At 38.7% G+C, this 25542-nt stretch carries 30 protein-coding genes and 3 pseudogenes; 11 read left to right on the top strand and 22 right to left on the bottom strand.

Annotation, left to right across the window (positions count from 1 at the left end; translation table 11 throughout):
• Positions 1–17: 17 nt before the first annotated feature.
• A pseudogene (locus NYZ99_RS04695) lies at positions 18–1637 on the top strand (sodium:solute symporter).
• A gap of 297 nt (positions 1638–1934) precedes the next feature.
• Positions 1935–2243: a DsrE family protein gene (locus tag NYZ99_RS04700; protein WP_260573962.1), complete on the top strand. Its 309-nt coding sequence runs from the start codon at positions 1935–1937 to the stop codon at positions 2241–2243.
• Between the two features lie 68 nt (positions 2244–2311).
• Here the strand turns inward: NYZ99_RS04700 and NYZ99_RS04705 are convergent, their stop codons facing one another.
• The 4 genes from NYZ99_RS04705 to NYZ99_RS04720 all read right to left on the bottom strand — a co-directional run bounded on the left by NYZ99_RS04705 (position 2312) and on the right by NYZ99_RS04720 (position 5435).
• Positions 2312–3088: a nucleoside hydrolase-like domain-containing protein gene (locus tag NYZ99_RS04705; protein ID WP_420845184.1), complete on the bottom strand. Its 777-nt coding sequence runs from the start codon at positions 3086–3088 to the stop codon at positions 2312–2314.
• Positions 3081–3608 carry a DUF1593 domain-containing protein gene (locus NYZ99_RS04710; RefSeq protein WP_260573975.1) on the bottom strand — a complete coding sequence of 176 codons (528 nt, stop codon included), beginning with the start codon at positions 3606–3608 and terminating at the stop codon, positions 3081–3083. The genes NYZ99_RS04705 and NYZ99_RS04710 overlap by 8 nt, the downstream gene beginning before the upstream one ends.
• A 442-nt stretch (positions 3609–4050) precedes the next feature.
• Entirely contained in the window at positions 4051–4383 is a 333-nt protein-coding gene (locus tag NYZ99_RS04715) for an alkaline phosphatase family protein (RefSeq protein ID WP_338039432.1), read from the bottom strand.
• A gap of 86 nt (positions 4384–4469) precedes the next feature.
• Complete coding sequence (locus NYZ99_RS04720) at positions 4470–5435, bottom strand: sulfatase-like hydrolase/transferase (protein ID WP_260573987.1); 966 nt, start codon at positions 5433–5435, stop codon at positions 4470–4472.
• A gap of 606 nt (positions 5436–6041) precedes the next feature.
• Here NYZ99_RS04720 and NYZ99_RS04725 point away from each other — a divergent pair.
• The 5 genes from NYZ99_RS04725 to NYZ99_RS04745 all read left to right on the top strand — a co-directional run bounded on the left by NYZ99_RS04725 (position 6042) and on the right by NYZ99_RS04745 (position 10453).
• Positions 6042–6560: a YceI family protein gene (locus NYZ99_RS04725; protein ID WP_260573989.1), complete on the top strand. Its 519-nt coding sequence runs from the start codon at positions 6042–6044 to the stop codon at positions 6558–6560.
• 725 nt (positions 6561–7285) lie between these two features.
• Positions 7286–8245, top strand: a complete 960-nt coding sequence (locus NYZ99_RS04730; protein WP_260573991.1) for a site-specific integrase — start codon at positions 7286–7288, stop codon at positions 8243–8245.
• A 68-nt stretch (positions 8246–8313) separates the two neighbouring features.
• A complete protein-coding gene (locus NYZ99_RS04735; protein WP_260573993.1) occupies positions 8314–8535 on the top strand; it encodes a site-specific integrase in 222 nt (73 codons plus the stop codon).
• Positions 8525–10003: a hypothetical protein gene (locus NYZ99_RS04740; protein WP_260573998.1), complete on the top strand. Its 1479-nt coding sequence runs from the start codon at positions 8525–8527 to the stop codon at positions 10001–10003. The genes NYZ99_RS04735 and NYZ99_RS04740 overlap by 11 nt, the downstream gene beginning before the upstream one ends.
• A 153-nt stretch (positions 10004–10156) precedes the next feature.
• The gene (locus tag NYZ99_RS04745; protein WP_260574000.1) at positions 10157–10453 is read left to right on the top strand and encodes a helix-turn-helix domain-containing protein; all 297 of its coding nucleotides are present in this window, start codon (positions 10157–10159) and stop codon (positions 10451–10453) included.
• A gap of 158 nt (positions 10454–10611) precedes the next feature.
• Here NYZ99_RS04745 and NYZ99_RS04750 read toward each other — a convergent pair whose 3' ends face one another.
• From NYZ99_RS04750 to NYZ99_RS04770, 5 genes are all read right to left on the bottom strand, one after another.
• A complete protein-coding gene (locus NYZ99_RS04750; RefSeq protein ID WP_260574007.1) occupies positions 10612–10776 on the bottom strand; it encodes a hypothetical protein in 165 nt (54 codons plus the stop codon).
• Positions 10773–11030, bottom strand: coding sequence for a hypothetical protein (locus tag NYZ99_RS04755; RefSeq protein ID WP_260574009.1), 258 nt, complete (start codon positions 11028–11030; stop codon positions 10773–10775). The genes NYZ99_RS04750 and NYZ99_RS04755 overlap by 4 nt, the downstream gene beginning before the upstream one ends.
• Before the next feature lie 317 nt (positions 11031–11347).
• Positions 11348–11668: a hypothetical protein gene (locus NYZ99_RS04760; protein ID WP_260574010.1), complete on the bottom strand. Its 321-nt coding sequence runs from the start codon at positions 11666–11668 to the stop codon at positions 11348–11350.
• A 1-nt stretch (position 11669) separates the two neighbouring features.
• Entirely contained in the window at positions 11670–11966 is a 297-nt protein-coding gene (locus NYZ99_RS04765; protein WP_260574012.1) for a hypothetical protein, read from the bottom strand.
• 1 nt (position 11967) lies between these two features.
• Complete coding sequence (locus NYZ99_RS04770) at positions 11968–12222, bottom strand: hypothetical protein (RefSeq protein ID WP_260574013.1); 255 nt, start codon at positions 12220–12222, stop codon at positions 11968–11970.
• 205 nt (positions 12223–12427) lie between these two features.
• On the opposite strand from NYZ99_RS04770, the gene NYZ99_RS23160 reads away from it, so the two are divergent.
• From NYZ99_RS23160 to NYZ99_RS23175, 4 genes are all read left to right on the top strand, one after another.
• Positions 12428–12667 carry a transposase gene (locus NYZ99_RS23160; RefSeq protein WP_260575334.1) on the top strand — a complete coding sequence of 80 codons (240 nt, stop codon included), beginning with the start codon at positions 12428–12430 and terminating at the stop codon, positions 12665–12667.
• The gene (locus NYZ99_RS23165; RefSeq protein WP_260574014.1) at positions 12582–13196 is read left to right on the top strand and encodes a transposase; all 615 of its coding nucleotides are present in this window, start codon (positions 12582–12584) and stop codon (positions 13194–13196) included. Before NYZ99_RS23160 ends, NYZ99_RS23165 begins: the two co-directional genes overlap by 86 nt.
• Positions 13197–13258: 62 nt before the next feature.
• Entirely contained in the window at positions 13259–13438 is a 180-nt protein-coding gene (locus tag NYZ99_RS23170) for a hypothetical protein (RefSeq protein WP_338039433.1), read from the top strand.
• Complete coding sequence (locus tag NYZ99_RS23175) at positions 13410–14015, top strand: transposase (RefSeq protein ID WP_260574024.1); 606 nt, start codon at positions 13410–13412, stop codon at positions 14013–14015. Before NYZ99_RS23170 ends, NYZ99_RS23175 begins: the two co-directional genes overlap by 29 nt.
• 97 nt (positions 14016–14112) lie before the next feature.
• Here the strand turns inward: NYZ99_RS23175 and NYZ99_RS04795 are convergent, their stop codons facing one another.
• From NYZ99_RS04795 to NYZ99_RS04870, 13 genes and pseudogenes are all read right to left on the bottom strand, one after another.
• Positions 14113–14754, bottom strand: coding sequence for a 3'-5' exonuclease (locus NYZ99_RS04795; RefSeq protein ID WP_338039434.1), 642 nt, complete (start codon positions 14752–14754; stop codon positions 14113–14115).
• A gap of 285 nt (positions 14755–15039) precedes the next feature.
• Complete coding sequence (locus NYZ99_RS04800) at positions 15040–15537, bottom strand: hypothetical protein (protein ID WP_260574025.1); 498 nt, start codon at positions 15535–15537, stop codon at positions 15040–15042.
• Positions 15538–15706: 169 nt separating this feature from the next.
• Positions 15707–16198: a hypothetical protein gene (locus tag NYZ99_RS04805; RefSeq protein WP_260574027.1), complete on the bottom strand. Its 492-nt coding sequence runs from the start codon at positions 16196–16198 to the stop codon at positions 15707–15709.
• A 297-nt stretch (positions 16199–16495) separates the two neighbouring features.
• A pseudogene (locus NYZ99_RS22785) lies at positions 16496–17975 on the bottom strand (IS1182 family transposase); the annotation flags it as partial.
• A 141-nt stretch (positions 17976–18116) separates the two neighbouring features.
• Positions 18117–18830 (bottom strand): hypothetical protein, encoded by a 714-nt coding sequence (locus NYZ99_RS04830; RefSeq protein ID WP_260574034.1) that lies wholly within the window; start codon positions 18828–18830, stop codon positions 18117–18119.
• A 6-nt stretch (positions 18831–18836) separates the two neighbouring features.
• Positions 18837–19370: an amidohydrolase family protein gene (locus tag NYZ99_RS04835; protein ID WP_260574048.1), complete on the bottom strand. Its 534-nt coding sequence runs from the start codon at positions 19368–19370 to the stop codon at positions 18837–18839.
• Positions 19297–20553: pseudogene (locus tag NYZ99_RS04840) on the bottom strand (amidohydrolase). The gene NYZ99_RS04835 and the pseudogene NYZ99_RS04840 overlap by 74 nt, the downstream one beginning before the upstream one ends.
• Positions 20554–20707: 154 nt before the next feature.
• Complete coding sequence (locus NYZ99_RS04845) at positions 20708–21511, bottom strand: tetratricopeptide repeat protein (RefSeq protein WP_260574050.1); 804 nt, start codon at positions 21509–21511, stop codon at positions 20708–20710.
• A 5-nt stretch (positions 21512–21516) separates the two neighbouring features.
• On the bottom strand, positions 21517–22014 hold the full coding sequence (locus NYZ99_RS04850; protein WP_260574052.1) for a hypothetical protein: 498 nt from the start codon (positions 22012–22014) through the stop codon (positions 21517–21519).
• A 168-nt stretch (positions 22015–22182) separates the two neighbouring features.
• Positions 22183–22704: a hypothetical protein gene (locus tag NYZ99_RS04855; RefSeq protein WP_260574054.1), complete on the bottom strand. Its 522-nt coding sequence runs from the start codon at positions 22702–22704 to the stop codon at positions 22183–22185.
• Between the two features lie 1079 nt (positions 22705–23783).
• On the bottom strand, positions 23784–24539 hold the full coding sequence (locus tag NYZ99_RS04860; RefSeq protein WP_260574056.1) for a hypothetical protein: 756 nt from the start codon (positions 24537–24539) through the stop codon (positions 23784–23786).
• Positions 24540–24719: 180 nt separating this feature from the next.
• Positions 24720–24932, bottom strand: a complete 213-nt coding sequence (locus tag NYZ99_RS04865) for a hypothetical protein (RefSeq protein ID WP_260574058.1) — start codon at positions 24930–24932, stop codon at positions 24720–24722.
• A 34-nt stretch (positions 24933–24966) separates the two neighbouring features.
• A complete protein-coding gene (locus NYZ99_RS04870; protein ID WP_260574073.1) occupies positions 24967–25386 on the bottom strand; it encodes a DUF3157 family protein in 420 nt (139 codons plus the stop codon).
• Between the last annotated feature and the right edge of the window lie 156 nt (positions 25387–25542).

Below are 25542 nucleotides of genomic sequence, written 5' to 3' on the forward strand. Positions count from 1 at the left end.
AACAAAACTAACCGAACATGCAAACTCTAGATACTTTTGACTGGATAGCCATTGTTTTCTACTTTTTAATACTCCTCGGAATCGCTGTTTGGGTGATTCGGAAAAAAGAAGATAATACAGAGGATTACTTTTTGGCAGGCCGTAATGTGGGTTGGTTTGTAGTAGGGGCTTCCATTTTCGCATCCAACATCGGTTCTGAACATGTGGTAGGTCTCGCAGGCGCAGGGGCAAGCGATAAGCTTCCCATGTTGATTTACGAAATTCATGCATGGATCGTCCTTATCTTGGGATGGGTTTTTCTACCCTTTTACGCCCGTAGTGGTGTATTTACGATGCCTGAATTTTTGGAAAAACGATTTGACGCACGATCTCGTTGGGTTCTTTCCATTTTCTCCATAGTTGCTTATGTGCTAACAAAAATCTCCGTAACTATTTATGCCGGAGGTGTGGTAGTGTCGGCTTTGTTGGGCATTGATTTTTGGACAGGAGCCATTGCCACCGTAATCCTTACCGGAATATATACCGTTTTGGGAGGTATGAGGGCCGTTGTGTATACGGAAACCTTACAAGCAGTTCTATTGGTATTGGGAGCAGCCGTTTTAACATATCTAGGATTGGAAAAAGTAGGGGGATGGGGCAGTTTGGTAGAAACCGTAAAGCCGTAGTACCTAAATATGTGGAGGCCGCCCAGCGACCCCGATTTTCCATGGCCATCTTTGGTGATTTCGAGTACCATTGTAGGTATTTGGTACTGGTGTACGGACCAATACATTGTGCAAAGGGCTTTGACCGCAAAAAATATAAAAGAGGGTAGAAGGGGAACTATTTTTGGTGCCGTCATGAAATTGATGCCCGTGTTTCTATTCCTTATTCCCGGAGTGATTGCCTTAGCTTTGAAGATGCGCGGTGAACTTCAATGGGACTCTCCGGACGAAGCCTTTCCCGTATTAATGAGCAATGTATTGCCATCGGGATTACGTGGTCTTGTAGCAGCGGGCTTGCTTGCAGCTTTAATGAGTTCTTTAGCTTCGGTCTTTAATTCGGTATCGACCCTTTTTACAGTGGATATTTATAAAAAGCTAAGACCAAATACACCTGAAAAGAAATTGGTACGTACGGGCCAGTTTGCGACAGTGGTAGTAGTCATTATTGGTATTATTTGGATTCCTATCATGGCCAATATTTACGGAGTATTGTATGAGTATTTACAGAGTGTACAATCCTATATAGCCCCGCCAATAACCGCTGTATTCCTGCTAGGTATTTTCCATAAGAGAATTAACGGTTTGGGTGCATACGCTACTTTGATTATGGGAATCATAGTGGCCGCTATCCGTATTGTTTTGGAGCTAATTAAGGGCGATTTGGATTTCAATGGATTCCTGTTCAAAATGGGGGATATGAACTTTTTGACCTTCGGGGCATGGTTTTTCCTTGTTTGCGTAATATTCGCAGTGGTGGCCAGTCTTTTTGCTCCTGCACCATCGGCAGAGAAAGTAGCCAACTTGACCTTTGGTACCATCAGTGAAGAGGAGAAAAGTAAAAATAAAAGTAGTTATAATTGGAAGGATATCGTGATTTCCATTCTTGTTTTGGCAGTCGTCATTGGCGTCATGGTATTTTTCAATGGAAAGTAAACCATAATTATTGAGTTAGTTTAATTAAGAATGGTGAGTTTAAGCCAGGCTGGAGAGCCTGGCTTTTTCATTGGTTTGTTAGCGTTATCTATGACAAACAACATAGAATACCGAGACTATTTCTTATTATTTTTAAAATATCAAAGACGTATCTAAATCGAATATTATGAAAACACTATTTTCAACCCTTTTTATCGCTTTTTTATTTTTTGCAGGTACTAATCAAATACAAGCTCAAAAAAGTTAGATCCACAGACCATTACAGATTTACAAACAACTCCAAAATACGCTTTTGTATTGACCACGGAACGACATTTTAAGGGAGTTTTGGAAATGTATGATTTGTTAATTGAGAACGCACTTAAAATCGAGGCCTATGAAATTGTGGTAAAGGGTATGGTGGTGAAAGAGTTGACCAAGGGTTCAGAATTGGAAACCTTTTTTGAAAAGTATAAGGGCAAGGTGAAAGTGAGTGTGTGCAGTGTGGCCATGGAAAAATTGGGAGTGCCAGCGGAAACACTTTTTGAAGGTTTGGACATCACACCCACTGCTTCTGTCCGTATGCTTCAATTACAGGCACAGGGTTATAATACATTGACGTATTAATTCCTGACCAAATACCCATACCATTATGGGAGTTTGAATTCAATTTTGTTACATGCCTTCTAAAGTCGTCAAGGTTTAATCGTTAGGATAATCCGTTCGTACCTGGAAAGGGGAGGAGTACCCTTATCGGTCACTTTTAAAATAAAATGGGTGGTAACTTCTTTTTCTACCTCAGGTGCAGTAAAGAATATCTTATGGATGTTCTCCGCGGCCCCATGATTAATAACCTTTTTATAAGTTCCCAATTCCGGATATTGAAACCATAAAAAACTGAGGTTGTCCCCATCAGGGTCGTAGGAATTAAAGGCTTCAAAAGTAACCAGTTCCCCTGATTTTACCGAAACTTCATTCGGATGGGATAAAACAGGTACCGGTGGGTGGTTCGCTTCTTCAAAGGATAATGTGCACCAGTCCATTCTTCCCGCAAAATCGTTTTGAAAATCGTCTCGCCACCTCCATAAGGTCACTTTATCTCCTTCAAAGGAAGTAGTGTCTTTTCTGATAGTCCTGCCATATTCATTGGGTATAAATGGGATATAGGTGTCTGACGCATTTGTCCAGATTTCCCGGGTTTCGGGAGCAATAGGTACGATGGACCTCCCGTCTTTAACTTTTGAAAAATCAGGTTCGTAAAGTTCATATCGACCTCCCCAACCGCCCCATTCCGGACGTTCGCTATTGTTCAATCCGTTAGGTATCAAGGAAAGGAAGGCTGGCGTGTCTCCCTCCATGCCCCAGGCTACATCGGGATAAAGAGCACCCAAAGGACCATGGTTCGTTTGAATGTTCTTGGCTATCCAGCTATTTGAAATTGTAGTGTTGTCGATGCCATCAACTTTACTCATAATAGCGGTCCAAGTAGCTGCAAAGTAATCGTCGCCTGGGCTTACGATATAAAAAAGGTCTCGGAAATTCGTTTCGTATCCGGATGCCACTATCGTCTTGATCGGAAATCGTATATACCCTGAGTTTGGAAACCAATTTTTTAAGTTCATTTTTACTTTTGGTTTCACGCATGGTGTAAAGTGCTTGAGCCAGTGTATTCACACCTCCCCAAGTCGAAATCCAAAGGGGTCTGTCATCATCTTCCTCCAGGACTTTAATGATCCAATCTGATCCTTCCGAATCCATTCCTTTTCCAACCCCTTCCATACCATAGATTGGTAAACCATCCTTTATAAGACTATTCAGTTTTTCCGCTTCGGGAAAATTAGGGTCATGCTTAATCAGATTGGGATGTATTTTTTCATATCCTTGAATGATTCTTTCAATGGATTCCGGATGTATCGCATCGGTTTGCCAACAAGAGGTGGTTGCCACAATGCCCTTAATGTCTATTTCATTTGAGTACAAAAGTAACCTCACCAATGATTGTGAATCATCTCGGATCCGCCTCGATATCGGTTAGAATAATAGTGCGGTTTTTGTTCGCTTCTTGGGAAAATAGGCTCAAAGGCAAAAAGCAAAGCAGCAGTAAAATTGTATTTTTCACGTGTTTATTTTTTATTGTTTTTGATATGGACACATATAACCTTTGATGATTAAAATAATAATTTCTCTGTGTGTTTAAAGATTATTTTAATCAAGCCGGTTTCATTTTTATGATTGTCGGTTTTTGATATTTATTCTTTAAGAAGGAAAGGCACAGTTTAGCTGAGCCTTCCAAGTTAAACTAAATTGGCGTAACTCATCTTAAAGCTAACTCAAAACAAGTTTTTAATATTGTTGGATTAAGTGTTCCGGTCCTCGTTCTTCCAAAAGATCACGACCGGGTGTCATATTATCCTGATGCTTTTTCATGGACTCCTTAATTTGCACGATCACCTCTCGGATGTTTTTCAGCTATATCAAATCGTTCCGATGGATCTTCCTCAACATTGTATAGCAAAGGTGGGTCATGTTGAACAGGGCCCTCGCCGCTATAAGCATCTTGGGTGATGAAATGGGCTTTGTAAGCACCTACCCTCACAGCAAAAAGGTCTCTGCCACGGTAATAGAACATTTCATTTCTTGGGCTATTGGCATCGCCGAACAAAACAGGGGTAAGATCCATACCGTCCATTTCCCTATCATCCGGATTGGGGACACCTGCCAAATTACTGAATGTCGTAAAAACATCCATAGTGGTGCCCATGTCCATTACCACTCGTGGGGTTACGTTTCCGGGGCCCCAAAAGATACTGGGTTCCCTAAAACCACCTTCCCAAGTTGACCCTTTACCGTCTCTTAGTAGTCCCGCACTTCCACCGGAAATCTCAGTCGGTAACCAGGACCATTATCCGAAGTGAAAAATACGATAGTGTTTTCCTCCGGACCCTGTTCTTTCAACATGTTCATTATCTGCCCCACGCTATGGTCTATTTCTTCTACAACATCCCCATAAAGCCCTCTTTTACTTTTTCCCGTAAAATCATCGGATGCAAATAAGGGAACATGCGGCAGGTTGTAAGCCAAATACATAAAAAATGGTTTTTCTTTGTTTTCCCCCATCCATTTTAGTGCCTCTTCCGTGTATCTTTTGGTAATGGTGGTCCGGTCTGCCGGGCGTTCCACTTGTTCTGTCCCCCGCAATAAAGGCACGTTAAAATCTTCAGGGGTAAGATTTTCGTACTCTTTTGTCCATAAGTTCCAATAATCCTGAAAGGAACTTAGTTGACGGGTAATATCCATATCATTGGAATAGGGTATTCCAAAATAGTAGTCAAAACCTTGGGTGGTAGGTAGGTACTCTTTTTTGTGGCCCAAATGCCATTTTCCAACCATTGCAGTGGCATAACCAGCACTCTTTAGTTGTTCGGCCAAGGTAATTTCAGAGTGTGGAAGCCCATTGGCCGAGTTGGGGTGCAAAACCCGCACCACATTACTGGCCATACCGCTTCTAAGAGGTAGTCTACCAGTGAGCAGAGCAGCCCTACTAGGGGTGCAAACACTAGCGCCCACATAGAAATTGGTCCATTTCTGACCCTCAATGGCCATTCGGTCCAAATTAGGGGTGTTAATAGTCGGGTGACCAAAAATGCCCAAGTCTCCGTAGCCAAGATCATCGGCAAAGATGACAACAAAGTTTAACGGCTTCTTTTCTACTCTTTCTGCTGCATTGTCGTTGTCATTTGAATTATTAGTATTGCAAGAGGTAGCGACTAGTATGGCCCCCATTGTAAATAGGAAACCGCTAATTATTTTTTTAATCATGGCTCGGTTAAGGTTGGTTATTTTAAATTAGGTATTAACATTTCTTAAATTTTGTTGAAAATATCAAACTTTAGACTGTGTTTAAAATCCGCATTAAGTTACTTATCAAAAAAGGATTCTAATTATATATTTTTTTCTTTTCCGTGTTAGATAATATTGCTTTCAGTTTTTCAATTTGTTTTAGATCCTGGCAATATTGATTTCTTTATAAACTTCACCTCTTATTTACATGTTCAGGATGTGTCGCTAATCTATAAAGTCCCAAATATCTCCTTAAATAGTGTCCCATAAAAAAAACTAGAATTGAAAAAGATAAGTACTCCGGAGGATTCGAATCTGATCTTCAACCCAAATGGTAATGCTTGTTCGTAAAAGGATTTCGTTAATATAATTTTTATGTCCATGGAATATATTTCCAAATTAGATCCATAAAATTATATAGACATGGTTATCATAGAATCAAAGTTCGGAATTGCTCTTTGTGAATTTTAACAAAAAGTTGGGTTTTGGAATGGGGACTATTAAGCAATCCAATCTTATATTTGTATATACAAATGTTGTATATACGTTAGTAACTAAATTATTATTAAATCAATAACAATTTCTATGGAAAAGACAAACAAATGGGTGATTGACCCATCGCATTCTGAAGTAAGCTTTAAGGTAAAACATATGATGATTTCAACGGTTACAGGGCATTTTGAAAAATTTGATGCCACTATCGATACCGAGAATGATGATTTTGACGATGCTTCTTTGTCAGTGGAAATCAGTATAGATTCGATAAATACAAAAAATAAAGATCGGGATGGTCATCTTATGTCTGAGGATTTCTTTAAAGCTGACGAATATCCTAAAATGACTTTTACCTCCAAGTCTTTTACTAAAGACAAAATTGTTGGTGATTTGACCATACGTGACGTAACTAAGGAAGTTGCACTGGATGTTGATTTTAACGGTATAGCTGTAGATCCTTATGGTCAGACCAAAGCAGGTTTTGAAATTAGGGGAAGTATCAACAGAAAAGAGTTCAACTTAACTTGGAGCGCGGTAACGGAAGCTGGTAATGTAGTAGTATCCGATCAAGTTAAGATGGTCATCGACGCACAGTTCATTAAGCAGTAGTTTTTTAATGCAGGCTTCGTTACAATTTTGATGGAGGTATTTACCATCAGAGTTTAACTAATAGGGAGCTATCAAAAGTTCTAAAAAAAAATGTAAGATCAATCCCCGTTAACTCGTTTGGGGATTGATTTTTGAATTTCATTTACTAGTAAACTTCCTTTGTTAATCCTCCTGAAAATAGAAAGTCCAATTGTGGGGCAATTGTTTTCTTTGATTTTGAAACTTCAAAGCTTCGCTTCAAGTTCTCCGTAAAACAAAAAAACCATCGCTTATACGATGTACTTTCTCTTTAAATGACCTCGGCGGAATTGGCTGACGCCCTTCCAGCAAAGCTCCGCTTTGAAAATAGTTCAAACAAAAAAACGCTCAAGCGAGTTTGGCGTTTTTCCTTATTAAACTATTTATTCGTGACCTCGGCAGGATTATCTTTGATTTTCCTTTGCGTTCCTTTTTGAAAACCACAAAAGGAAACATTTCGTCTTTTTCAAAAAAAGAAGCGAGCTTCATTTTTGAAACTCGCTCATATTTCCACTTTTTAGTGGTTTATCCGTGACCTCGGCAGGAGTACTTATGATTTAAAATTTATTGAAGCCCCCTTTAGTGTCCATATACTGGTAATATTGAGTTAATCGAATTGGAGTGAATCTCTTTTTTTAGTAATTTAATCCTGATTTTGCCCCCCTTTTTGCCCCCTCTTTTATCTACTTATATTCAATTGAAAAAAGATGCAACTAACATTTCATTTAAGAAAGGATAAAGCCAATAAAGCTGGACAGATGCCCGTTCGTATGGTTTTGACATTTAACGGAGAACGTATAAGAGTCAATATGAAGGGAATCAGGGTCTTACAAAAGGATTGGAAGGAAAGAGAGCAAAGGGTCAAAGCCAACGGGAAGCGAGAGCCTTATAACTACCATATCGAATACAACATGCAACTTGATGAACTAGATACAAAGGTCAAGAAGCTATTCAGATATATGATGTTGAACGCTATCCATCCTTCCAAGGACTATGTGACAAATAAATTAAGTTTTGATTCTGAAATAAACCTTTCTCACGAATTTTTTCCCTCATTCCATGAATTTATTCAAAAAGGGAAAAATGTAAAGACGGACGGTACACTACGTAGATATGGAACGGCTTTGAATTTTTATAAAGATTTTTCGGAATTTACGGGGTATGAGTTAACCTTTGATGAAATCAATTTAGATTTTTTCGAAAAATTCAGGGATTACGCCTTTGAGGAAAAACAAACGCTAAATAATTATTTTTCAAAGTTGATATCGGTACTGAAGACGTTTATGAGTTGGTCACATGAGCGAGGTTATCATGATAATCTATTGTATAAAAAATTTAAAGCCCCCGAGCAGGAAATTGAGGTGGTGTATCTTACAATGGATGAACTTATGAGATTGTATCAACACGAATTTCACAATCGAAGACTGGAGCATACAAGGGATACGTATTGTTTTGGTTGTTTTACAGGCTTACGCTATTCAGATTTAAGTCAGTTGAGAGTGTCCCATATTCACGAGGATTATCTTCTAATGAACATTAAGAAAACAAAAACTATAGCGCATAAAATACCATTAAATCGTTTCGCTAAGGAAATTCGGATAAATACAAAGACACCGTTTATGAGCCTCTACCTATTATTTCGGATGTCCGATTCAATTTACATTTAAAAGAATGTTGTCGATTTGCAAAAATCAACGAGCCCACGTCGATCACAAGATTTATAGGAAAAAAACGTTTGGATAAGACATTACCCAAGTGGAAGCTTATAACGAGTCATACGGCGCGTAAGACCTTTGTTACAAATAGTCTGGTGCTGGGCATGAAAGAAATGGTGGTTAGGAATATTACGGGCCATCGAAAAGAGGAAAGTTTTAGGCGTTATGTCAAAATAGCTGAGGATTTAAAGAAAAGTGAGATGGACAACACCTGGGGCAAGGTGGAAATAAATGAATCATAGCCTAAATATAGAAGAATCCTTCGATTCGATTATTCTGTTCTTTTTCAGTGACTTCCAAACGAAAGAGTTCAAGGAGTTCACCAAAATAAAGATTAAAAATCTAAGTCCCTATCAGTACTATCATTTGTTAGGATGGTTACTGGAAAATATCAAGGATGATATACTCTTGGCCAACTTGGACATAATATTTGATTTTTCTGCCTTGAAACCTAAAAAGTACCTCCCAACGGAACCTGGGGAAGTTACAGCTTTCAATGAACCAGTAGAGGGACCGGTGCTGCCCAACAGATTTGGAAAGGATTGTATTAAATTCTTCCGAATGGGTTATGGAACAATAAAAAATTTAAAGGATGAGGTAGACTCTTTTGAGTCGATTAATCGGTTTATTCTTTATTACAAAGCCGAAAAATGCCTCATTGAACCCCAAGTGGATTATGAACGTTTGTTGCATTTGATGTCCATGGAGGAACGGCTTTGCTTTCCTGTCTACGACTTTCCCAATGAGAATTCGGCTCCCTTCTATGGTCATGCCATCAATTACCTTCGTAGGAATGTAGAACAGGAAGTAAAATCCCTAAAACAGTCTTTGGAGGAGTGTCTTTGTAAGGAAGGGGAGAAAATTAAAAAGATGTTTTTGGGTAAATCGAAACAGTCCCTCCCAATGGCATTTATGACAAAGGAAGCAATGGTATTGCCCATATTGATGGGATTTGAGCAATGGAAACGACTGGTCTTGGACTCGCTTTATTACAAAAAGTATTTTACGCTTTTAAAGGCTAGGATATTGTTTTTGTTGGATCAACTTCAAGAAGTAATCAAGAATCGTTATTTTCAGGATTTAACCTCCTATGCTAAAAGAAGGGGATTGATTGTCGAGGATAAGGAAACAGGCATTAGAACATTGAAATCGTTATCACCTCCAATGGTCAATTCATATGAATATAGAAAGTGGTTAAAAAACCTCAAATTATCGGATTTAAACAGAGAGGTAAAAGTAGAAGTAGAGAAACCTTCTAAAAATCAAATCATAATTTCGAAAACGGGGTCGCAATTAAAACTTAAAAAGGCTTTACTCGAATTTTTCGCACATATAAAATTAAGAATCGACGAAGAGAGGGATAGGGCATTAGAGAGTTTCGTATATCGTAACTTTTCCTATGAGTATGATGAAAAAACGGATTATTCCAAGCGAACAGTGAACAATTTTGGATATAAACCAATGACCTTTATACCTTCGGAACATGCCAAGGACTTTACGAAATTATTGCTCTACCTATCGGATAAGGATTATTTGGTAAGCAACAAGACCCAAATTATCCGTATGCTTGATGATGATATCCACGAAAAGAATGGCAAGGATGGTTTTAGTTACAGTTCTTTGATACGAATTCCAAGTGATGAACACCACCTATTTCCCGATGATACCATTAGAAGGCGGGTTCGTTCCATCCTAAGGATTGACAATTAAGTGCACCAACAAAAATTAGATTCCCGCCAAGTATCCCTGTGTATCGGGCGTTTGAAAGGGTTAATGCACTAAGTCTTGTAGTGCAACCCATTTTTTCCAATTTGTTCCCAATTTAGGTATCAGGCTTTTTAACCCGATTAAAATTCAATACACATGGGAAATGTACTTTTTTACACGCACACAAAAGAAGATTTGAAAAGAACCGTAAAAATGGTCTTGGAAGAACTTCTCAAAACGGAATTAATAAATGAGACCTCTATCAACCCGGAGGACGATAGGCTCACCCAACAGGAAGCGGCAAAATTTACGGGAATCTCCGTGACCTCATTAATTAGTTGGAAGAAGAAAAAAATAGTGCCCTATTATCAAATCGGCCGTGCCATTTTCTTCTCCAAAAAGGAGTTATTGGATTTGGCTCGAAAAAATGCTTTTATCAGGAGGTCTAGATAAAGAATTGGAATAACAGGTTTCTATATTTTCTTTTATCTAGTCTATGCCTTGTTGTGACTTCGTTTTCTATTTTTCATGAATCATTAAGTGAATTTTGCGTGCAACTTCAAGACTTTTTTTCACGTCAATACCAAAGGCCTGCGCTAAAACAATATTTATCATTTTTGATATTTGATCAACCGAATTTTTTTATTGATATGAAAGAGTATGTCCGTCGCCTCAATTTCATAATTTTCCAAATCGCTGATCAGGCTTGATTGTTCACTAAGCGGATTCCATTCGCTTAGAATATCTTTGAGTCTTTCAACATGTTTTTTGTTCATGTTTTGTTGGATACAAATTGGGACCTTGTCTTTCCAATGTTTTTCAATCCATTTTCTCGACAATAGTGGTCAAGTTTAACTAAGTCCACTTCAACGTCATAGACCTTTAGTCCCTTGTTGGAAAGCTGTTTCTTTGCCATAAGGTATGATTTGTGCCATTCCTTCCAAGTGTCGAACATACTCTCTCTGTCATCAATCATGGACAAGAATTTTTTCCAGTCCTTTTTTCTATAATAGGCAAGATTTACCTCCATTTTCACTTTTTAATTTTATACATAATGTTTGAAATTATGTAGCCTTTATTCAGGACGGGTCAATATTGGTTACAACGTTGAGTATAAGAATAGTAGCCGAATGCGTGGCACTTTCCTGTCAAGTTACAAGAATGTTGGAGCGGGCTACAACTCTTGAATTTACTACTGACTCGGCTATTATTTTTATACATTGTTGTAGGGCGTTTTTATTTATCATCTAACAATCTTAGCGATAGAAGGCTCATCAACTCTGAGCCACCTCAAAATTTCTTTTGCTCTCATTTTATCTTTCTTCTTTGCTTTATCAAACTCTTCCATTAATCCACTTTCCCGAGTCTTTCATTTACAGTCATTCCTGATAATCCAGTCATATTTTGAATCCGCATAAAAGTCTGTTCATCATTTAGTTTCTTATAAATGAATTCACAAGCTTTATTTTCTGTTTGAAAGATTCTCACTGAGTGCTTTTCTCCTCTTTCTTTGTAGTACGTCTCATACTTAATTCCCGACGGTTCATTTCTGATTGTTAAAGCGATTTTATCATTATCGTTTTTAGAACCAAAAAGTCCGTGAAGATAATATTGGTCTTCCGGAATTCCACTGTCTTTAAGTTTATTATGTAATTCGGAAATTGTCATATTAATCAATCGTAATACTAGCAATTATTATATAGTCAAACTCATCTGAATCCTCTTTTACTAGAGCACCACCAACTGTCACAGAGTAATGCTGTGATAGGGGCTTAAATGTTTCTTTCTCATATCTTGGTCGAAGCTCAAGTAAATCACTTGTCAACGTTTTGCCTTTTATAGGTTTTGTCAACTTGACCAATAATTTATCTCCCCCTCGGTCAGACAAAATTGTTCCGAAAAGATTTTCTTCCCAATCCCAAGGTTCGCTTACAATTATTCTAACTGTCTGTCCTTTTAAACTCATACTAAACTTTTAAAAAGTATCCGCGAAACGAATAATCAGGGTCTTTCATTTTCCAAATTTGTTCACAAGTTAAGCACTCATAAAAATATTCTCCGTCATCCTTATCTCTTTTTCCATCCGCTTTAAATTCTGTATATCTCATCTCCCCATTCCCAAGTTTCTTTGTCAATTCAAGGTCAAAATCCAGCCAATCTTTTTCGGTTGGAAATGAACTATATTCTTTTTTGAAACAATCGTCACACATTTGTATTTTCATTTATGCACTGCCGCTCTGTCAAATGCCCTACAACGGTTTGGCTATGATTTTTGGCGGCGTTGGAAATCGTTAGATTTCCAGCCGTGGCAAATCCAGCCGTTGATGGTTTTCAAGTTAACGAATTGCAGCTATAAATTATAGCCTTTGTGCCTGTTGCACAAGTTATAAAAAAAGGGGCATTTCGATCTTGCCGATCCGTAAAAGGATGGTAACTTTAGGTATGCAGGGAAAAAAGGATTATCAAGAGAAGCTTTTCAATAATTTCCAATTAAGTGATCGGGTACCGGAGACGAATTTCTACCGTCGTTTAAAAGGCGTTTTGGATCTGCGTTTCCTTTACATGCTTACCCGTCCGTATTATGGTGAGAGCGGGCAGAAGAGCATCGACCCCGTGGTGTTCTTCAAGCTTTGTCTTGTGGGCTATCTCGGAGAACATCATCAGTGACCGTAAGCTTATCGACCATTGTTCGATGCGCTTGGACATCCTGTATTTCATTGGCTATGATATCGACGAGGAGCTGCCATGGCATTCCACGATAAGCCGTACCCGGCAACTCTACCCGGAGTCGGTCTTCGAGGAAGTCTTTACAAAGGTGCTGGCCATGTGCGTGGATGCGGGCATGGTGAGCGGCCATACCCAGGCCATAGATTCGGCCCCCGTTAAGGCCAATGCCAGTATGGACACCTTGGAGCTCAAGGTGCCGGAAGATGAACTTGACGAGCACCTGAGAAAGGTACGTGCGCTCAGTTCGATGGACAAAGGGGAACCGCACAGAAAGAGCAAGGGCGACAGGTCCGACAAGGGCCAGCGCACTATTTCGGCCAACAAGAACGAACTCGATACGATAAAGGGCCGCAACAGGAAGTGGGCCAGGAATGGGACCAAAGGCCGGGAGCCGGGAACAAGGTGGCCAAGTATACCAGTAACAAGACCCATTATAGCCCTACGGACCCCGATGCGCGCATCAGCGTAAAACCGGGCAAGGCAAGAAAGCTGAACTACCTCTCCCAACTGAGCGTGGATACGGCCCACCACGTGATAACGGATATCAGGGCCTACCACGCCGACGGAAAGGACAACCAACAGTTGCCCGATATCGTCGACAGGCTCAGGAAACGGTTGTGGCAACAGGGCCTTGTGTGGGAGAACTGTGTGGCCGATACCGGCTACAGTAGCGGCGAGAACTATGCCTTTCTCGGAGGAAAGGGGACTTAAAAGCTTCATACCGCCCCATGGCACCTACAAGGGCGGGCCCGATGGGTTCCAATACATCGGGGAACACGACCATTACCTATGCCCAAAGGGAAAGGTAATACCGTTCACCAAGGTGTTCGACGACTATCGCACGGGAACGAAAAAGAAGGAATATAGGGCAAGAAAGCATGTCTGTACCGATTGCCCACTGCGCAGGAGCTGTCTTGGTAAAAGTGCCCAGGAGAAGAAGTTCAGCGTCACCTATTACCGCGAGGAATACGAACGCAACATCGCAAGGGTGGAGAGCCCACAGGGCCGTTACATGAAGGGCAAAAGGCAGGGCACCGTGGAGCCCGTGTTCGGGACCCTGACCCAGTTCATGGGGCTAAGGAAGATAAATACGATAGGGCTAGGGCAGGCCAACAAGGTGATGCACCTATCCGCCATCGCATATAATTTGAAGAAGTACCTGAAATTCGACCAAAAACGGGCAGAAAGCGGGGTAATGACACCAGCTTTGGCAAGATGGGCCAAAAGTGCCCTTGAACCGTTGTTCGGTGCTTTTGTAAAGCATCGGAATTTGGACTTCCGTTTCTGACCGGACAAGAAAAAAGCCCCTTAGAGGGGCTTGTACGGATCCATTTTTTCACGGATTAATATCTTGTGCAACGGTTACCGGTGTTAGCCATAGTATTTTATTTTCCATTCAGCATATTATAAATCAACGCAGTCACTATAATATCACTTTCGGCATTATGTTCTTTCAAATTCGGTTTAAGTGCTTGCCATTCCTTTTTATTTCCAAACAGTTTGTCAGCTGAATTATATAATGAAATTTTAAATCCATATTTATGTCCAAGTTGTTTTCCTGTCAATTTCATTGTGTCAACTTTGTTCTTTTTCTTTAATGGAAATGGAATTCCAGCTTTTACAAATTCAGCGTGCAATACTTTGTAGTCAAACGCAATATTGTGTCCAACAATGTCATCTACTTTTGATGATGCAACAGTCAAAGCTGATAGAGCTTTTTCTAATTCCACACCTTCTTTTTCACATTTTTCGTTGGTAATTCCGTGAATTTTTATAGCTTGTTTTGGAATATCCTCTTTCTGTTTTATATAAAAAGTTTCTCCATCGTAATTTCCATTTATATCAACTAACATAAAAGCGAGTTGAACAATTCTTGGGAAGTTGTCTGAATGGTCAATAACATTTTGTTTTGTAACTCTAATCGAATTGTCAGTTATTAATCCAGTCGTTTCTGTGTCGAGAATTAATGCAATTGGTTTGAATGTACTTTTATTCTTTACTGGTTGTAACGCAACTTCTTTCTTAATTGTTTTTGTTACAACTTGTTTTTTTCCGAATTAGTTGTCGAAGTGTTTTTATTCGACTTTTTCATTCTGCTAAATCCGACTATAATTAATACGATTGCAATTATGATTATTAAAAAGTCCATTCGTTGGTTTTATATTATGGCTAACGGTCTAGTATAACCGTCAGTTACGGGTTAATATGCGTTAATTTTCGGTTAAGCACTGACCTTAGCAATTCCGAGTGGATTCGGACGTAGTCGAATCCGCCGTAATTGCGGTTATACATTGTTAGCCACTGGCTTTTTTTCAGTTCCATATTTCTTTAATTCTGTCAATCCAATTTTTTTTAGTTTGTTCAGTTTTCATTCTCAACTTTTTAATCGGATTAAAGTCAACTTCGTAAGCGGTTTCAATAATTCGCTTTTTCGGTTTATAAATTTTTCCATTTTCGTCCTCAATAAATGGATAGCAATAAACTGTATTTTTAAATCTCGGATTGTCAATTGGTATTTCAAATTTCATAACAGCCTTTTTAATAAAGTCCATTTCAAATCCGTTATTCGATAGTTCCTTTTCAAGTATTCCACGCAATTTTTTCAAATCCGCTTTTAATGGTCTGATATCCGTTTCTACAGGTTCAATTCCGCTATTCAGAATGTCAATCTCAATTTCTTTTACGTTTTTGTCACGAGCTATGTAATTCAACCAGTCAGCCATATATCCACCATCATAGTATCCGAGTGTACTCAAGTAGCTCAACGCTAAATTTCCTGGTATTCCATTTAAGTTTCTCGTTTTTCCCATCGTAGGTTTTAGCTTGTGGCTAACGGTTTTGGCTATGGTTTCGTTGCGGAATGGTTCGGCAGAACTATTCCGCCGTAAACCAAAGTTAGCAAATACACTGGAATTTCCGGCAGGAAATTCCGCCGCAATGAACTATAGCCGGTGTTGGCAATAGTGTTTTTATTTTCGGTCAAAATGGCCATCCGTTTATCATTTTATAATTCGTTTTTGGGTCAAATTCAATTCCGATTTCTTTTTTCGGATTCCACTGTTGGTTTATAAATTCAGCTGGATTTTTGGTTATGTCAGTCCAATTAGTGTTCGGGAAAACATAAAGTTTCCAATGGTCAGAATCCCAAGTTCCGTAAAGTTTTTCATTCGGCAAGTAGAGCAGGATGTATTCAGGGTCATAATGTTCGCATTGGTCAGTCAGATTGATTGCAGGAATTTCGTAATAAGATTTTCCGCTAATGTTTCCCTCAATCCATACTTTACCGAGTTCCAGTTTGTCAAAGTCAATAATTCCGACAAAGTCAGGTTCCACAGTTTTGTGGTCGTAAATCAATTCCGATTTTGCTTTTAGAAATTCAGTCAAATCTTTTGGTAAATCCATATTCTGTCCAAAGATTGGGAAGGCAATTAAATAAACTAAAATTATTATTCCTCTTTGCATTTCCGACATTATTGCCAACGGTTGGGCTATGAGTAGTTGCGTGGTTTAGCACCTAACTTTGCAAGTACACACCAAACTGAAAATCCGCGAGGATTTTCAGAAGTAGGCGAGAACCAGCAATTACTTATAGCCAATGTAACCGTTGCACAAGATATTAATCCGTGAAAAAATGGATCCGTACAAGCCCCTCTAAGGGGCTTTTTTCTTGTCCGGTCAGAAACGGAAGTCCAAATTCCGATGCTTTACAAAAGCACCGAACAACGGTTCAAGGGCACTTTTGGCCCATCTTGCCAAAGCTGGTGTCATTACCCCGCTTTCTGCCCGTTTTTGGTCGAATTTCAGGTACTTCTTCAAATTATATGCGATGGCGGATAGGTGCATCACCTTGTTGGCCTGCCCTAGCCCTATCGTATTTATCTTCCTTAGCCCCATGAACTGGGTCAGGGTCCCGAACACGGGCTCCACGGTGCCCTGCCTTTTGCCCTTCATGTAACGGCCCTGTGGGCTCTCCACCCTTGCGATGTTGCGTTCGTATTCCTCGCGGTAATAGGTGACGCTGAACTTCTTCTCCTGGGCACTTTTACCAAGACAGCTCCTGCGCAGTGGGCAATCGGTACAGACATGCTTTCTTGCCCTATATTCCTTCTTTTTCGTTCCCGTGCGATAGTCGTCGAACACCTTGGTGAACGGTATTACCTTTCCCTTTGGGCATAGGTAATGGTCGTGTTCCCCGATGTATTGGAACCCATCGGGCCCGCCCTTGTAGGTGCCATGGGGCGGTATGAAGCTTTTAAGTCCCCTTTCCTCCGAGAAAGGCATAGTTCTCGCCGCTACTGTAGCCGGTATCGGCCACACAGTTCTCCCACACAAGGCCCTGTTGCCACAACCGTTTCCTGAGCCTGTCGACGATATCGGGCAACTGTTGGTTGTCCTTTCCGTCGGCGTGGTAGGCCCTGATATCCGTTATCACGTGGTGGGCCGTATCCACGCTCAGTTGGGAGAGGTAGTTCAGCTTTCTTGCCTTGCCCGGTTTTACGCTGATGCGCGCATCGGAGTCCGTAGGGCTATAATGGGTCTTGTTACTGGTATACTTGGCCACCTTGTTCCCGGCTCCCGGCCTTTGGTCCCATTCCTGGCCCACTTCCTGTTGCGGCCCTTTATCGTATCGAGTTCGTTCTTGTTGGCCGAAATAGTGCGCTGGCCCTTGTCGGACCTGTCGCCCTTGCTCTTTCTGTGCGGTTCCCCTTTGTCCATCGAACTGAGCGCACGTACCTTTCTCAGGTGCTCGTCAAGTTCATCTTCCGGCACCTTGAGCTCCAAGGTGTCCATACTGGCATTGGCCTTAACGGGGGCCGAATCTATGGCCTGGGTATGGCCGCTCACCATGCCCGCATCCACGCACATGGCCAGCACCTTTGTAAAGACTTCCTCGAAGACCGACTCCGGGTAGAGTTGCCGGGTACGGCTTATCGTGGAATGCCATGGCAGCTCCTCGTCGATATCATAGCCAATGAAATACAGGATGTCCAAGCGCATCGAACAATGGTCGATAAGCTTACGGTCACTGATGATGTTCTCCGAGATAGCCCACAAGACAAAGCTTGAAGAACACCACGGGGTCGATGCTCTTCTGCCCGCTCTCACCATAATACGGACGGGTAAGCATGTAAAGGAAACGCAGATCCAAAACGCCTTTTAAACGACGGTAGAAATTCGTCTCCGGTACCCGATCACTTAATTGGAAATTATTGAAAAGCTTCTCTTGATAATCCTTTTTTCCCTGCATACCTAAAGTTACCATCCTTTTACGGATCGGCAAGATCGAAATGCCCCTTTTTTTATAACTTGTGCAACAGGCACCAATGTTGGCAATAGTTATAGTTTAATCTAGGCACATAGTAATTCTATAAACCAAATTACATCTTTCTTAAAGAAAAAAAGTTGCGCCTACTCTCATTGTATTGATATCATTTGTAAAGTTTGGATACCAGCCAGCGTTGACTTTAAATTTGTTAGGGGTAATTATGTAATTAAAATTAACTTCAGCTTGCCAAATAGTGTCAAAATCAAACATTGTAACAATAGGATTTAAAAAAACAAATGCTTGTTTGCTAAATTTCAAGCTCATATTTGTTTGAAACCCGAAACCACTTTCTTTAGGTTCTGTTAAATACACGTAATTAACCCCTGGGAATAGTGATATATTCTTATTTAATACTATACCAACTACTGCACCAGCTGCTAAAGACCAAGTGTCTGAACCAAGTCCATTGTCGACAGAACCTGTTGGGATACTAATGTCTGCAAAAGGTGCAATGGCGATAACAGTTTTTGATATATTCCGCTTGACTGCATTAAAGTAACGCACTCTTACATCCGAAAGCCCAAACTTATTAGTTGCATCATTATACAAAAGTGGAACTTCTGCTAATAAAAGGTTATCAGGGTTGAAGGCATATTGAAAATTAATTCTCGTGCCATAGGTAGCAAAACCATCATAGGCATTGTACTCACCTAAGGTATTTATTTGCGTGTATAGATTGGTAGGCTTAGAAGGGTCTATTTCTACCGAAGTATCTTGTGCCTGTGTGTATTGAAGGCATAAAGAAAATAACAAGCATATTAAATATATATTTTTCATCTCTAACTAATTTTTTTTGTAAATGGTTTCTCCTTCTTTAATGGTTTCAAGGACTTTGATTTCTTTAATTTTCATAGGGTCTACTTTCAAGGGGTTATTGTCCGGAATAACTAAATCTGCTAGCTTACCATTTTCTAAAGTCCCTTTTTTAGCTTCTTCAAAATACTGATAAGCCGCATTGATGGTAATTGCTTTTAAGGCTTGATATGGCGAAATCCTTTCGTCCGCACCTATAACTTCACCATTTCTTGAAACTCTGTTTACAGCCGTCCAAACAACCATCATTTGGTCTATGGGTGCTACATTGAAATCTGTGTGGTTGGTAGGTTTCAATCCTTTTGAAATTGCCGTTTTCATTGGGCTTATAAAAGACGCTTGCTCCAAACCTCTATTTTTTATATGGGCATCCGCAAAAAAGAAAGTATGCTCAGTGTAGAGCGATGGAATCATATTATACTCCACATATTTATCTAATTGGTCTCGGACGTACAAATTGAGAATGGATAATTGTAGTTCTGCGTTCTTTGGTTGGATTTCCATTGCTAGCGAATTCGTGAGCTTTTATACACATATCTATGGCACCATCACCATTAGCGTGAAAAGTTGATTGTAAACCTTTATCATACACGTTTTTTAGCATTTGGTTGACTTCGTCCTGCGAAAATGTAGATTCTCCTAACCAGTTTTCTTCACCACTAGGGCCACCAGTTAAATAAGGTGTTGTAAACAATGCTGTTCGTCCTTGAGGCGAGCCATCTATGGTTATTTTAATACCACCTAGTTTAAATCGATTATTGTATTTACCAAAATCATCAGCACTATAAAGTTTAAAAATTGTATCGAATTCGGTTATAAAAGGATAGGAAACAACATCAATGAATAAAGACTTATTATCTGCACCTTTTTGAACGATTTGTATATCTCCTAAATGAGCCGCTCCATCTTGTGCAGTTGTAACTCCAGCCGCTGCATAAATCATTTGCCCATCTTTAATTTGTTGTAACAGCTCTTCTTCAGTTGGCTTAGGTAATTGAGAAAAAATGGGTAAAAATGCGGTTTCCATTATCAAGCCATAAGGTTTATTGGTTCCAGGTTTTCTTACGATAATTCCTCCGGGTGGTGTTTCGGTTTTTTCAGAAAACCCAAATTGTTCTAAAGCTTTAGAGTTTAAAACAGCTCCGTGCAAAGAAACGTGCATCACCATTACAGGATTATTTGGAAAGGCTTCATCTAAGTCGTCCCGATTTAATAATTTACCTTCGGCATCACGGTATCGTCATAGCCATAGCCCATTATTAATTTACCATCTCGGTATGTTTTTTTCTGATTGAAGGTTTTGTAAAGCTTTTACTACACCAGCTACATTATCAGCTTCTCCAACAGGTGAGGGCGAACAATTGGCCTGAGTGCTCATTCCTAATGAATTAATAAAATGAGAATGTGGGTCGATAAAGCTAGGCATTAAGGTTTTACCATTTAAGTCTATCATTTGATGACCGTTTCCTGCTATTTCCATAGCTTCACTTGAGTCACCTACAAATAATATTCTACCGTCCCTAACTACAATCGCTTCGGCATATTCGGGATTTTCTCCTGTCATAGTAATAATGTCTCCACCATAATAGACAACAGCATTATTTTCTACTCGTTGTTTTTCATTTTTTTTACAAGAGAATAATAGACATATTCCCAAAATCAGTAACAAGGTTTTTTTTGTTTTCATATTCTTTGGTTTTAATTATTGCCAACGGTTTTGTATAAGATTAGTGGCGTGTTTAAGCACCTAATTTAGCAAATAAACACCGGATAGAAAATCCGCGAGGATTTTCGTAAGTAGGCGAGGACTAGCCATTAATTTTATACGGTGTTGTAACCAGTTATTTTTTGTTCAGTTTTTGTTTAAATTCCATTATTTCAAAACTATAAATTTCGTTAAGAAACTCGTTGTAAACATCATCTCTTTTGTAGTGAATATTATTTTCTGCTTTTAAAATATTTTCTTTTGCCTTTTCGATTTGCCCTAGTTTTAGGTAAGCTTTTGCTATTCCAAAATACGATTCAGGAACATTTTCGGTTTGCTTTAAAGCTCTTTGAAATTCGGAAATCGCTTTTTCGTAATTCCCAAGTTCATACTCACAAAGTCCGAGATAAACGAAACTATAAATATCAGCCCAATCCTCTTTTTGGTTCTTGATATTACGATTAAATAACTCAATCGCTTTTGGATAGTCTTTTTTTCCGAAATAACATTCTCCTCGCAAGAAGTCAATATCTTCTCCCCAAGGTGCGTCTACAAATTTTGGTGTTAAACTGTCTAATGTATTAAAATCATTTAAGGCATTGTCAAAGTCTCGTAATTTTCTCAATTTCATCCAACCTCGATATCCTAAATGTAATTTTGGGTCAAGTTCTACAGCTTTATCTAAAAGTTCAAAGCCTTTTGCGTATTCGCCTCTTTTGTTGAAAGCTACGGATTGTTCAAAATACACATCTGAATAATCCGGGTTTTGTAATTTTAAAATGTCAAACATACTTTGTGAAAAGTAAAGACCTTGAGAATGTTCAGCAATTTTGAATCTTCTTTCTTTTGGTGCTAGAGCTATAAAGTATAGAATGACTATTGAAAATGCAAAAAGCAAAATTGTAAAAACCACTTTAATTATTTTTATAAAAATTTTCATAACCTCTAGAATATATCAACGATTTTACCATTTTCTATTTTAAAGTTTAATACATAATAACTATCAAGAGATTCATCTTTCCATTTGCCTGCTTGCCAACCTTTCAACCTTTTAATAGATTCTTGAATTTGTTTAATATTATTAGATTTAAAACTATTTTCTTTTAAGTCTGAATTAACCATTTTTACTCGAAATCTACCTACGCTATTTTCACAATTAACTATAAATCTGAAAGTTATGAATCCTGATTCATTAAAACTCAGATTATTTATAAGTTTGTTTAGTTCATTTTTTATAGTTTTTTCTCCGCCTTGATAATATGTTTCAACCGAGTAGTATTGTGTAATTCTGTCTTCATTACAAACTATAAATTCAGAATTGTCAATATTTTCATCAAATGCAATATCTCCTATTCTATGAGTTGTTTGGTAATAAACCCAAACAGCAAGAGTCAAAGCTAATACAAAGCTAGAAAGTAAGAGTATGTTCAGTTTGTTTTTCAATTCAGATTTTCGTTTTGAGTGGTAATTGGTTACAACGGTTTTGTGTATGATTAGTTGCGGGAAAATCAGCAGGATTTTTCCGCCATAAACGAAAGATAATTAATAAGATTGAATTTCCGAGAGGAAATTCAGCCGCAATTAATTATACACGTTGTTGTAGCACGTTATTTATTCAGTCGCAAAGTGTTTTCGCAATTCCGATTTGTCTACCTCACGTTCTATTCTTGCGCTGTCGATTGCTTCTTTCAAGTCAGTCCATTCGGAATATGCGTTACTATTCGCAAAAGAACCATCGTAAAAGTAGTCGTTCATTTTTTCAGTCAAATTTTCATAATAATCTTTTTGGAAAAATAATCGGCATCCACCAGTTCGCAATGTCTCAACCAATAATTCCTCATTCTTTGGTTTTGGAAATAAGTTTTTCATTAGCCCATTTGTCAACATTGCAAGTTGTCCGCCATCAAGTTCTTTTGATTTGTACTCATAACTTTCGGATTGGTTTTCTGCCGAATTTGAGAATAAATTCACAGAACTATGGAAATAAACTTTTTCAACCATTCCATTCCGTTTTTCATTACGAGTAGTAAATTCAGATAAATCTAATGAAACGATTTCCTCATTATGTGCTGCTTGAGTTATTTCTTTACTTAAACTTGAATTGAATTCAAACACATATTTTTCTCCGTTCATTCCAAAGTTATAACTCTTTCGTCCGAAGGAAGAGTATAGCTGCTCCATTCAACTTCTGCTAAATCAAATACCAAAACTCTCTGATTAGATGCTTTTATGTGAGATTCTGTTATTCCAATTACTCTAAAGTCTTTCATTTTATTGGTTGGTTTTAATGTGCTACAACGGTTCGTGTATGATTAGTGCGGGTTGAAACCCGTAGGATTTCGGCCAGTACCATCGCTTTTAAATATACGTAGATTTTCCGTTAGGAAAATCGGCCAGCATTAATTATATATATTGTTAGCGTAATTGTGGCGTTGCCCTTTTCATGGGCAGAAAGCGGACATTTTCTTTTGTCCCAGTGCCCTTTTTGCCCTTTTCATCCACCACGGAGTGGGAAGTCTGAGTTCTGCTTGCGTACCCCTTGCGAACAGATTGGAAAGCCTTTTACACGTCCGAGTCGGATCCTTTCTGCGTACTCCTTGCGTACCGGGGCAAAAAAGGGAAGGCCCCGAACCGATAATTATTTTTTTAAGAACACCGAAACCAAAACAGGGGAGTACGGACCGGAGAACAAGAGACCCTTAAATTCCAAAAATAACCCCGACCAATAAATTTGAACGGCATTTACGCTAACGGTTGGGCTATGATTTCGTTGCGGACATTTCCAACGGAAATTGTCCGGGAGAAATCGGGCCCTGTTAATGGTTTATAGTTTTAAATTTAGCGAAAATGCAGCAATGAATTATAGCCGGTGTTAGAGAACGGTTTTATTATTTATTTTTTACTGCCTGAACTTGATAAAAAGGGAGCGAACATTTTTCGATGGCCTCGCTTTACCTCCAAATACAAAATGGGTTTTCTTTTTTTATTTTTTCGTCCGAGTGGGAGGTCGGACTGGGTATTAATGGCGACCGAGTAAAAGGTCGGTTCAGGTTTTGTTAACGGTTCGTCCGTGCCATGTTTGGTCGGGCTTTGCCCCACTGTTCTCTAACGTGTTTGTATATGATTAGTGGCGTGTTTAAGCACCTAATTTAACAAATAAAAACTGAATAGAAAATCCGCGAGGATTTTCATAAGTAGGCGAGGACTAGCCATTAATTATATACGCTGTTGCCAGTAGTTTTTATATCATAATATACTCCAACTTTATTTTGAAAGTCAGAAGTCAACAGTTTTTTAGTCGGATAGAAATAAGTCGATTTAGTCATTATCTGCGGAAGATTTTCAGTTACTGAACCATCCGGATTTCGGTATTGACCATTCATTGATGTTTTCACTTCGTTAAAAACTATTTTTGAGATTGTATCGTTTTTTGATTCAATCTCAATATTTCCTAATTCCAATTCAATAGGAACTCCTATTATTGGATCTAATTTCCGTTTCAGTCCATTGAGTTTAACTTTTTTTGAGTCAATATTAATTTCATTAAAATAGTATTCGTTTAGAAATCCACCAGTTATTCTATCGTAGTTGATGACTTTTAAAGTCAAATCATAGGCTTTTTCGTAAGTTATAGTTGAAAGAGTGTCTTTAGGTCTTTCCAAATCTGCATTGCTCTTAAAACGATAAATTTCTAACGTGTCTTTGCCAATCCATTTAGATATTTTTCCATTTAGTTCAATTCCTGCTCGTTCTTTAAATTCAGATTCCTTTTTTTGGATTTGTGTTCCACAAATGTCACTACTAAAAGCCATCATTCCGCTTCTACAATAATTGTATATTTTATATTTCCCGTTTGGGGATTCCTGTTTTAAGATATAATAGTAATCGGAAATTTTTACGTCTTGTTTTAAATCAGGCAAACAAGAAGATGCTAAAATCAATAATAAAATCCCTAAAGTTTGTTTCATTTTCAAATTACTGGCAACGGTCTTGTGTATGGCTCGTTGCGGAAAATCAGCTATGATTTTCCGCCGTAACCGAAAGATAGCAAATTGCAATGAATTCCGATTAGTCCCGACGCATCGGGACAGCCGCAATGAGCTATACACGTTGTTGCCATTTCGTTGTTTTTTTGAGGTCAGATTATTCTATTCAGTTCTATTTCCGCCAAATATTAAAATTTCCTGCTCCTCAACATCTCTGTCTCCAACAGGATTTGTAATTCCAACATATAATTCGGTCGTAGCATTTTCAGTATCAGCAACTATTTCAGTTTCGTTAGTATAATTTTCAAGTAATTTCTTTAATTCGCCAACTGTATTCAGTTGTTTAATATTCTTGATAAATATTGATTCTTTCATTCTATTATCTTTTGTTTTATATTTTTTAAATAATTTATTCTTTGCCCATTTTTAAAACATCTTCGCCATCTTTTCTGAATACAGAACCAGTTCGTCTATATTTCATTTTCTTTCCGTCCACACACAAAACATAAACAGCATTTCCGAGTTGTTCAGAAAGTTGCAAAAGAGTAATTTGATTTTCGGAAACTCCCAAGTCAACTGAAATATGCTTTTTTAAATCGTCAACTCTCGTTCCCATTCTCTTCCAAGCACCACTTTTATTCCATTTGGGTTCTTTAAATCCATCTTCGACAATACAAGAGTTTGTAGATTTGGTTTCAGGGTTTAGATATTCCCAAGTTTTGTCGTCTTTCAACAGAACCTTTTTTCCGTCTTCGGTTGTGGCAATTTTTGTCTGTCCAAATGACAATGATGTAATCAGAAGTAGATTAATAAAAATTAGTTTTTTCATAATTAATTCGGTTTTGAGTTTGAGTGAGCCACAATGAATGGCAACGGTTGGGCTATGAGTAGTTGCGTGGTTTAGCACCTAACTTTGCAAGTACACACCAAACTGAAAATCCGCGAGGATTTTCAGAAGTAGGCGAGAACCAGCAATTACTTATAG

The organism is Maribacter litopenaei, assembly GCF_025244665.1.
Taxonomy (GTDB): domain Bacteria; phylum Bacteroidota; class Bacteroidia; order Flavobacteriales; family Flavobacteriaceae; genus Maribacter; species Maribacter litopenaei.

What these genes read in the sequence shown, in the direction of transcription:
- NYZ99_RS04860 (WP_260574056.1), bottom strand. Translation starts at nt 24,539, where the DNA reads ATGAAACAAACTTTAGGGATTTTATTATTGATTTTAGCATCTTCTTGT.
- NYZ99_RS04865 (WP_260574058.1), bottom strand. Translation starts at nt 24,932, where the DNA reads ATGAAAGAATCAATATTTATCAAGAATATTAAACAACTGAATACAGTT.
- NYZ99_RS04830 (WP_260574034.1), bottom strand. Translation starts at nt 18,830, where the DNA reads ATGAAAAATATATATTTAATATGCTTGTTATTTTCTTTATGCCTTCAA.
- NYZ99_RS04845 (WP_260574050.1), bottom strand. Translation starts at nt 21,511, where the DNA reads ATGAAAATTTTTATAAAAATAATTAAAGTGGTTTTTACAATTTTGCTT.
- NYZ99_RS04745 (WP_260574000.1), top strand. Translation starts at nt 10,157, where the DNA reads ATGGGAAATGTACTTTTTTACACGCACACAAAAGAAGATTTGAAAAGA.
- NYZ99_RS23165 (WP_260574014.1), top strand. Translation starts at nt 12,582, where the DNA reads ATGGTGAGAGCGGGCAGAAGAGCATCGACCCCGTGGTGTTCTTCAAGC.
- NYZ99_RS04770 (WP_260574013.1), bottom strand. Translation starts at nt 12,222, where the DNA reads ATGAAAATACAAATGTGTGACGATTGTTTCAAAAAAGAATATAGTTCA.
- NYZ99_RS04870 (WP_260574073.1), bottom strand. Translation starts at nt 25,386, where the DNA reads ATGAAAAAACTAATTTTTATTAATCTACTTCTGATTACATCATTGTCA.
- NYZ99_RS04765 (WP_260574012.1), bottom strand. Translation starts at nt 11,966, where the DNA reads ATGAGTTTAAAAGGACAGACAGTTAGAATAATTGTAAGCGAACCTTGG.
- NYZ99_RS23175 (WP_260574024.1), top strand. Translation starts at nt 13,410, where the DNA reads ATGCCTTTCTCGGAGGAAAGGGGACTTAAAAGCTTCATACCGCCCCAT.
- NYZ99_RS04705 (WP_420845184.1), bottom strand. Translation starts at nt 3,088, where the DNA reads ATGAGTAAAGTTGATGGCATCGACAACACTACAATTTCAAATAGCTGG.
- NYZ99_RS04725 (WP_260573989.1), top strand. Translation starts at nt 6,042, where the DNA reads ATGGAAAAGACAAACAAATGGGTGATTGACCCATCGCATTCTGAAGTA.
- NYZ99_RS04805 (WP_260574027.1), bottom strand. Translation starts at nt 16,198, where the DNA reads ATGTCGGAAATGCAAAGAGGAATAATAATTTTAGTTTATTTAATTGCC.
- NYZ99_RS04720 (WP_260573987.1), bottom strand. Translation starts at nt 5,435, where the DNA reads ATGATTAAAAAAATAATTAGCGGTTTCCTATTTACAATGGGGGCCATA.
- NYZ99_RS04750 (WP_260574007.1), bottom strand. Translation starts at nt 10,776, where the DNA reads ATGAACAAAAAACATGTTGAAAGACTCAAAGATATTCTAAGCGAATGG.
- NYZ99_RS04740 (WP_260573998.1), top strand. Translation starts at nt 8,525, where the DNA reads ATGAATCATAGCCTAAATATAGAAGAATCCTTCGATTCGATTATTCTG.
- NYZ99_RS04730 (WP_260573991.1), top strand. Translation starts at nt 7,286, where the DNA reads ATGCAACTAACATTTCATTTAAGAAAGGATAAAGCCAATAAAGCTGGA.
- NYZ99_RS23160 (WP_260575334.1), top strand. Translation starts at nt 12,428, where the DNA reads ATGGTAACTTTAGGTATGCAGGGAAAAAAGGATTATCAAGAGAAGCTT.
- NYZ99_RS04715 (WP_338039432.1), bottom strand. Translation starts at nt 4,383, where the DNA reads ATGGACATGGGCACCACTATGGATGTTTTTACGACATTCAGTAATTTG.
- NYZ99_RS04800 (WP_260574025.1), bottom strand. Translation starts at nt 15,537, where the DNA reads ATGGGAAAAACGAGAAACTTAAATGGAATACCAGGAAATTTAGCGTTG.
- NYZ99_RS04760 (WP_260574010.1), bottom strand. Translation starts at nt 11,668, where the DNA reads ATGACAATTTCCGAATTACATAATAAACTTAAAGACAGTGGAATTCCG.
- NYZ99_RS04835 (WP_260574048.1), bottom strand. Translation starts at nt 19,370, where the DNA reads ATGGAAATCCAACCAAAGAACGCAGAACTACAATTATCCATTCTCAAT.
- NYZ99_RS04755 (WP_260574009.1), bottom strand. Translation starts at nt 11,030, where the DNA reads ATGGAGGTAAATCTTGCCTATTATAGAAAAAAGGACTGGAAAAAATTC.
- NYZ99_RS04855 (WP_260574054.1), bottom strand. Translation starts at nt 22,704, where the DNA reads ATGAACGGAGAAAAATATGTGTTTGAATTCAATTCAAGTTTAAGTAAA.